The sequence below is a fragment of the Paenisporosarcina sp. P4_E4_2 genome (assembly GCF_056401595.1).
The window spans coordinates 1-6389 of sequence record NZ_JBFUJC010000174.1 but is presented as its reverse complement, the minus strand read 5'-3'; the positions used below and the strand labels follow the sequence as shown (position 1 = coordinate 6389).

7 protein-coding genes are annotated in these 6389 nt (G+C 37.2%); 6 read left to right on the top strand and 1 reads right to left on the bottom strand.

All coding sequences use genetic code 11. From position 1 onward, the window contains the following. The 5 genes from AC1DSB_RS12365 to AC1DSB_RS12345 form a co-directional block, all read left to right on the top strand. Nucleotides 1-877, top strand: an 877-nt coding sequence (locus AC1DSB_RS12365; RefSeq protein ID WP_477586810.1) for a diacylglycerol/lipid kinase family protein, incomplete at its 5' end; no start/stop codon positions are given. 69 nt (nt 878-946) lie between these two features. Continuing rightward, a complete protein-coding gene (trmB, locus tag AC1DSB_RS12360) occupies nt 947-1603 on the top strand; it encodes a tRNA (guanosine(46)-N7)-methyltransferase TrmB (RefSeq protein ID WP_477531203.1) in 657 nt (218 codons plus the stop codon). An 83-nt stretch (nt 1604-1686) separates the two neighbouring features. Next, complete coding sequence (locus AC1DSB_RS12355; RefSeq protein ID WP_477531202.1) at nt 1687-2535, top strand: YtnP family quorum-quenching lactonase; 849 nt, start codon at nt 1687-1689, stop codon at nt 2533-2535. 252 nt (nt 2536-2787) lie between these two features. After that, nucleotides 2788-3729 (top strand): YncE family protein, encoded by a 942-nt coding sequence (locus AC1DSB_RS12350; RefSeq protein WP_477531201.1) that lies wholly within the window; start codon nt 2788-2790, stop codon nt 3727-3729. Between the two features lie 402 nt (nt 3730-4131). After that, nucleotides 4132-4512 (top strand): hypothetical protein, encoded by a 381-nt coding sequence (locus AC1DSB_RS12345; RefSeq protein ID WP_477531200.1) that lies wholly within the window; start codon nt 4132-4134, stop codon nt 4510-4512. Nucleotides 4513-4591: 79 nt separating this feature from the next. Here AC1DSB_RS12345 and AC1DSB_RS12340 read toward each other — a convergent pair whose 3' ends face one another. After that, a complete protein-coding gene (locus AC1DSB_RS12340) occupies nt 4592-4906 on the bottom strand; it encodes a hypothetical protein (RefSeq protein WP_477586809.1) in 315 nt (104 codons plus the stop codon). 170 nt (nt 4907-5076) lie between these two features. Here AC1DSB_RS12340 and AC1DSB_RS12335 point away from each other — a divergent pair, with 170 nt between their 5' ends. Next, nucleotides 5077-6150, top strand: a complete 1074-nt coding sequence (locus AC1DSB_RS12335) for a M42 family metallopeptidase (RefSeq protein ID WP_342543228.1) — start codon at nt 5077-5079, stop codon at nt 6148-6150. The last annotated feature ends 239 nt before the right edge of the window (nt 6151-6389 follow it).

Genomic DNA, 6389 nt, shown 5'->3' with positions numbered 1-6389 from the left:
GTCGTTGAAACGCTGGGAGCAATTTAAGAATAAATTAAATTTCACATACGATCTCCAAATGACAACCAGTCCAAAACACGCCACTACATTAGCGAGAAAATGTGCTGAAACGGGTGAGCCCCAACTGATTATTGCATTTGGAGGAGACGGTACTGCCCATGAAGTAATTGAAGGGATTCTCGATTGTTCGAATTGTATCGCAGGAGTCATCGGCGCCGGATCAGGCAATGATTTTGGACGCGGATTTCTGTCCTTTCAAAACGCGCACGAAGTCAATCAATATGTGCAGTCACAAGGTTTGGCAACTGAAATGGACATCGGTGTAATGCATCATCAGAATAGAAGTTACTATTTTGTTAACAATGCAGGCATTGGTTTTGACGCTTACATTGCATACCAAGTAAACAAATCACCAGTGAAAAAAATATTGAATAAATTCAGTCTTGGCAAACTTGCTTATACATTCTTTCTCATTAAGACATTGGTGACATTTCAACACTTCGATTTAACCGTAGAAACTCCTAGTTACAGTCGATCATTCAAAAAAGTATGGTTTGTGACTGTAAGTAACCAGCCCTACTATGGCGGAGGCATGAAAATCTCTCCCCAATCCAATCCAGCTGATGGTCAAATTGAATTAACGATTGTTCATCATTTGTCACGTATTAAACTGTTGCTCGTTTTTGTCTCTGTATATTTTGGGAAGCATACATCGTTTAAAGAAGTACATCAAATGTCAGCTAAATCGTTTGCTTTAACAACTAATGATTATATGTATCGACACACAGATGGGGAGTTTGCGAGCAAGACGGTGCCACAAGTAGCGGACAAATTTACAGTTCTTCCTAAGCAGTGGAAAATAACGAAATTGACATGAACTTGACGATAGCGGGAACTTGGATGATAATGTATAGTCGAAAAGCACGTATGAAAGTAGGAATAGATTATGAGATTACGCAATAAACCGTGGGCAGAAGATTTTATCGCTGCACACCCACATATCGTGATACCAACTCCGGAAGACCATAAAGGCAAATGGAAAGAAGTCTTTCAAAATGACAATCCATTGCATATTGAAGTAGGCACTGGAAAAGGTCAATTTGTGACAGGTATGGCGAAAGCCAATCCACATATTAATTATATGGGCATCGAATTATATGACAGTGTGATTGTATCTGCTTTAGAAAATGCGCTGGAAGCGGGAACATTGCCAAACTTGAAACTGTTAAAAGTGAATGGGGCACACTTGGCGGAATTCTTTGAAAAAAATGATGTTAGTCGCGTTTATTTAAACTTCTCGGATCCTTGGCCAAAAGTTAGACACGAGAAAAGAAGATTATCTCACGAAGACTTCTTGAAGTTATACGAGTCAATTCTGATTGATAATGGTGAAGTTCATTTTAAAACCGATAATCGTGGACTTTTTGAATTCTCGTTAATGAGCATGTCAGCATATGGCATGTTGTTGAAATATGTTTCACTGGATTTACATGCAAACATGCCAGAAGACAATATCATGACGGAATACGAAGAAAAGTTTTCTGCAAAAGGACAACCCATCTATCGCCTAGAAACTCAATTTATCACGAAGAAGGCTGATTAAAGTTATAACATACTCGCCACGCAATCAAGAGATTGTCGTGGCGTTTTTTGATACACTGAAAACAGTACAAAGGAGGGTTCCATATGGATCAATATATATTTCACAAAATGACTTTATCATGGTTAAACGGAGGCTTGACAAACTTAGATGGGGGTTCCATGTTTGGGGTGGTACCAAAAATGGTATGGTCAAAAAAATACCCTGCCAACGAATCAAACCAAATTGCCATGAGTACAGACCCAATTCTGATTCAAGTAGATGGGAAAAACTTATTGATTGATACCGGTGTTGGGTTCAATAAAATGGACGAGCGACAATTACGCAATAATGGGGTAAAAGCACAGTCACAACTCGAGGATTCATTGGCTATGTTAGGGCTCTTAACTGATGATATTCATTACGTTCTCATGACACATATGCATGCCGATCATGCTTCTGGTCTGACAAGAAGAGAAAATGATCAACTTGTTTCTACTTTCCCGAATGCGAAAATTCACTTATCTGCTATTGAATGGAACGAAGTGCGTAACCCAAACATCCGTTCAAGGAATACATATTGGAAAGAAAATTGGGAAGCAATCCAAGGCCAGGTTGAAACATTCGAAGGAGAGCTTGAAGTACTTCCAGGAGTCCGAATGGTTCATACAGGGGGACACAGTGAAGGGCATAGCATCATCAAGCTCGAACAAAATGGCGAAACGATCATCCACATGGCGGATATCATGCCAACACATGCTCATCAAAATCCACTGTGGGTACTGGCTTTTGACGACTACCCAATGACTTCCGTTTTTGCCAAAGAAAAAATAATGAAAGAAGCGTTAGCAAACGGTCATTCATTTATCTTCTATCATGATGCTTACTACAGATTGATCAAGTGGGATAAAACAGGAAAAGAAATCATCGAGAAATTAGAACGGACAAATAATTAATACCTTTTAATTTCTGAACTTTTATAAATGCTTTTATTCTTGGGTTTTCGGATAACTTCAGAGGCTGTACCATTGCCTATTAAATGAACAAGGGGGGAGATGTGGGATCGTCACATCTCCCCCTTGTCAATGCAAGGAATTCTTTCGCTAGAATGATATCGGAGGGGATTTTGACTTATTGAGTAGTTCAAGGATAGTGTGGAATAATTGTCTAAAACAGTTTAAGACTTGCAGTGTTAAAGGGGAATGACCATGTTTCAAATGAATATCATCAAAAAACTTAAAACATCATTCGAAATAAAAATGTCCAATGATCAAGGATTATTATGTCATACGATGGGAGGTAAGACGATAGTATTTGATACTAAATCATGGGAAAAGGTTGCTGAACTAACCAAACCAAAACATCCTGGTGATTTAGTGTTTTCAAGAAATAATGATTATTTATACATCAAAAACGCTCTCGGTACTCTTTGTGTTTATGATACGACTACGTTTCAGTTAGTCAAAAACATCCAATCAAATAAATCATTGAAAATGACAGAGGGGAGATTTGCAATAACTAAAGACCCCTTCAAAATTATAGATATGGTTAAGACTAAAAACGGGAACCAACTTGCTTCAATTAACTTGGATAATGCTGATTCCAAAGTAATTACTACCTACGAAGACTCTATTACTAGATTTACATACCATCAGTATATTCCATCTGAAGATTATCATCTATTTACCCTCGAATATGATAATAAAGCTGAGGACATACGTGAATATAAATTATTAAAAATTAAAGAGTCAACTCATGAGATTTCTCTATTAAGTCATCCCAATAGATTATATTGGAAGTACGTTATCTATGATCCAATCCATGATGTATATATAGTAATGCAAGAGAATTATAAACTTATTGTTGTGGATTCAACCTTTAAAAAAGTATTGAGGGAAAAGACTTTATACACTGAAATAAAGGGAAGAAGACCCGGTATGTATGTCACTTATTTTCATCAGTCTTCTACTGGTAAATATATTGTAGTTACTTATGATGAAATGATTCTAATTTTACGTTACGAAGACTTAGAAGTCTTAATGACTGAAACTATACAGTATGCTTGTTTTGCGGAATTTAGTGATGATAATCAATACTTATTAATTGGTACTTGGAAAAATGGATATGTTTTAGAAAATAATTTGCAGTAGAATGTGATTTTAATCGAGGAGATTTTCATGATTTTAAAATAATAATAACTTTAATAGGAATAACTACTGTTATAGGCAGTTTATTTCACAATAAAGAAAAACATTAGAGATTTGGAGAGAATACATCTTCCACTGCAACTTCCGATTCATTGATAGCAACAATTATTGGATTATTGATAGCATTTTTTTTAAGTATCATGCCATGGTGGTTAACCAAGTATCTATTCATTTTGATGGTATATGCTTAATTTACATAGAAGTTTTATTGATTTAAAGTGGTGGACATAATAACTTGAACAAGAGGAATGGTACTTTTCCCTTCTTCATCTAGCTATATTGTATGATTGTGTAGTTTAAAAGAGTATTTGTATAATAGCAGTAAAACTAATAGGAGTTGATATTATGCTTAATCGAATCCGCAATAAAATAATTCAAACACAAGAAATGGAAGAAGAAGTGGATAATATCTACGCTATCTTACCACCGCCAGGAACCATTCTCGGAGAAGCAACTGACGAAGAAATGGAAAAGGCAGCAGGGCTTGAAGTTAGACATCTGGCTCTCATGAGGCTACAGGATATGAATATACAATTTGACGGTTCGTCTTATAAAGAACTATTAAAAGATTTTCATGAATTTGAAACCGATTCGAGTAAATTTTGGAGAGGTGTTTGCAGCCGCTTATCCATTCCGTATGAATGGCCAATCAGAATCGATTATGCAAACGGCCCTATTTATATTGGCGACCACGATTTGTATGAAGAAGTAGAGAAAGAAGATTGATAAAAAGACTCTCCATATTAAACTCCTTGCAATTTTTATTATAAAAAAAGCGATCCCGCAAAATGGGATCGCTTTTGTCTTATATTTTGATTAATTCAACGACAGTACCTGTACGTGCATCTGCGAAAAATTCGAATTGCTCGATTTCCCCTTCATGCACGCGTGAAATGCCACCTCTGTAAACATCAGTCGAGATCGCTTGACGTTKGAAAGGTTCTGTCTTCATATAAATCCATGAACCATCAATGGGTCCTTCAGCTTTAAATGATTGTTTGATGCCATGCAAAACAAGTTCGGCCGGTTTCGTTGGGTCAATTCGATGGGCAGCTTCGCGAATTAAAAATCCTGCCGCGATACCCGTGGAAAATCCAAGAAGTAAATCTCTCGTTCTCATTAAATAACCTCCTAATAAAACCATTTTTTTCAGTGTATCATAATTGAGTCCGCCAAACAGTGTGTAAATCACTCATGCGAATAATTCGATTGTCGAAAGAAAAAAGATGGAAATGTTCTGATAAATCGACTACAATATGAAAGACTGTAAGTACTTAGGGGGATATGACATTGAACTCAGAAACACTTCAATTATTTAAAACATTAACTGAACTTCCAGCAGCTCCAGGCAATGAACATGCCATGAGAAAGTTTATGAGAAGCGAACTTGAAAAATACTCTGATGAAATTGTCCAAGACCATTTAGGTGGCATCTTTGGATTGAAAAAAGGGGATGACCAAGGTCCTCGTATCATGGTTGCGGGACATATGGATGAAGTCGGATTTATGGTGACGCAAATCACAAAAAACGGAATGTTACGATTCCAGCCATTAGGTGGATGGTGGAGCCAGGTTTTACTTGCGCAGCGTGTCGAAATTATTACAGATAATGGACCAGTTGTAGGAGTCATCGGTTCGATTCCCCCACATTTATTAAGTGATGCTGTACGCAACAAGCCAATGGATATTAAAAATATGCTCATTGATATTGGTGCGGATGATTTGGAAGATGCCAAAAAAATTGGTATCCGACCTGGTCAGCAAATTGTCCCGGTCTGTGCATTTACGCCAATGGCAAATAATAAAAAAATATTAGCGAAAGCATGGGATAACCGATATGGTTGTGGCCTTGCGATTGAATTGTTAAAAGAATTGAAAGATGAAAAATTACCAAACACACTTTATTCAGGTGCCAATGTAATGGAAGAAGTGGGTTTAAGAGGAGCACAAACAGCTGCAAGCTTAATCAAACCTGATTTGTTCTTCGCTTTGGATGCGAGTCCTGCAAATGATATGTCTGGTTCTAAATCAGAATTCGGTCAACTTGGTAAAGGAACGTTGCTCCGTATTTTTGACCGCTCCATGATTACACATCGTGGAATGCGTGAATTTGTATTGGATACTGCTGAAACACACAATATTCCATATCAATATTTCATTTCTCAAGGTGGAACTGATGCTGGACGCGTACACATGTCAAATGAAGGCGTACCGAGTGCAGTTGTGGGGATTTGTTCACGATACATTCATACATCGGGTTCAATTATTCACACGGACGATTATGCAGCGGCAAAAGAATTAATTGTGAAATTAGTCCGTTCTGCTGACAAAACAACACTCGATACCATTCGTCAAAATGTATAGTAAACCAAAATAATAAAGAAGTGCCTGAAAAGGCGCTTTCAGCTTGTTGACAAAAGAATAATAATTAATATAAAAGTATAAAAATTGAGTTCTTATTTTTTGCACTCTATCGAAATTGATTGTGGTCAGCTATTTCTTTCGCTTTCCGCGGACGAAACGCTAGCCTCCTCGGCTCAGCTGTCTATGACAGCTGAACCTGTGGGGTCTAACTTATTTCGTTTTTCCGCAGGAGTCTTCAG

Excerpts from the sequence above, each read along its gene's own strand:
- AC1DSB_RS12345 (WP_477531200.1), top strand. The coding sequence starts at position 4,132 with ATGCTTAATCGAATCCGCAATAAAATAATTCAAACACAAGAAATGGAA.
- trmB (WP_477531203.1), top strand. The coding sequence starts at position 947 with ATGAGATTACGCAATAAACCGTGGGCAGAAGATTTTATCGCTGCACAC.
- AC1DSB_RS12355 (WP_477531202.1), top strand. The coding sequence starts at position 1,687 with ATGGATCAATATATATTTCACAAAATGACTTTATCATGGTTAAACGGA.
- AC1DSB_RS12350 (WP_477531201.1), top strand. The coding sequence starts at position 2,788 with ATGTTTCAAATGAATATCATCAAAAAACTTAAAACATCATTCGAAATA.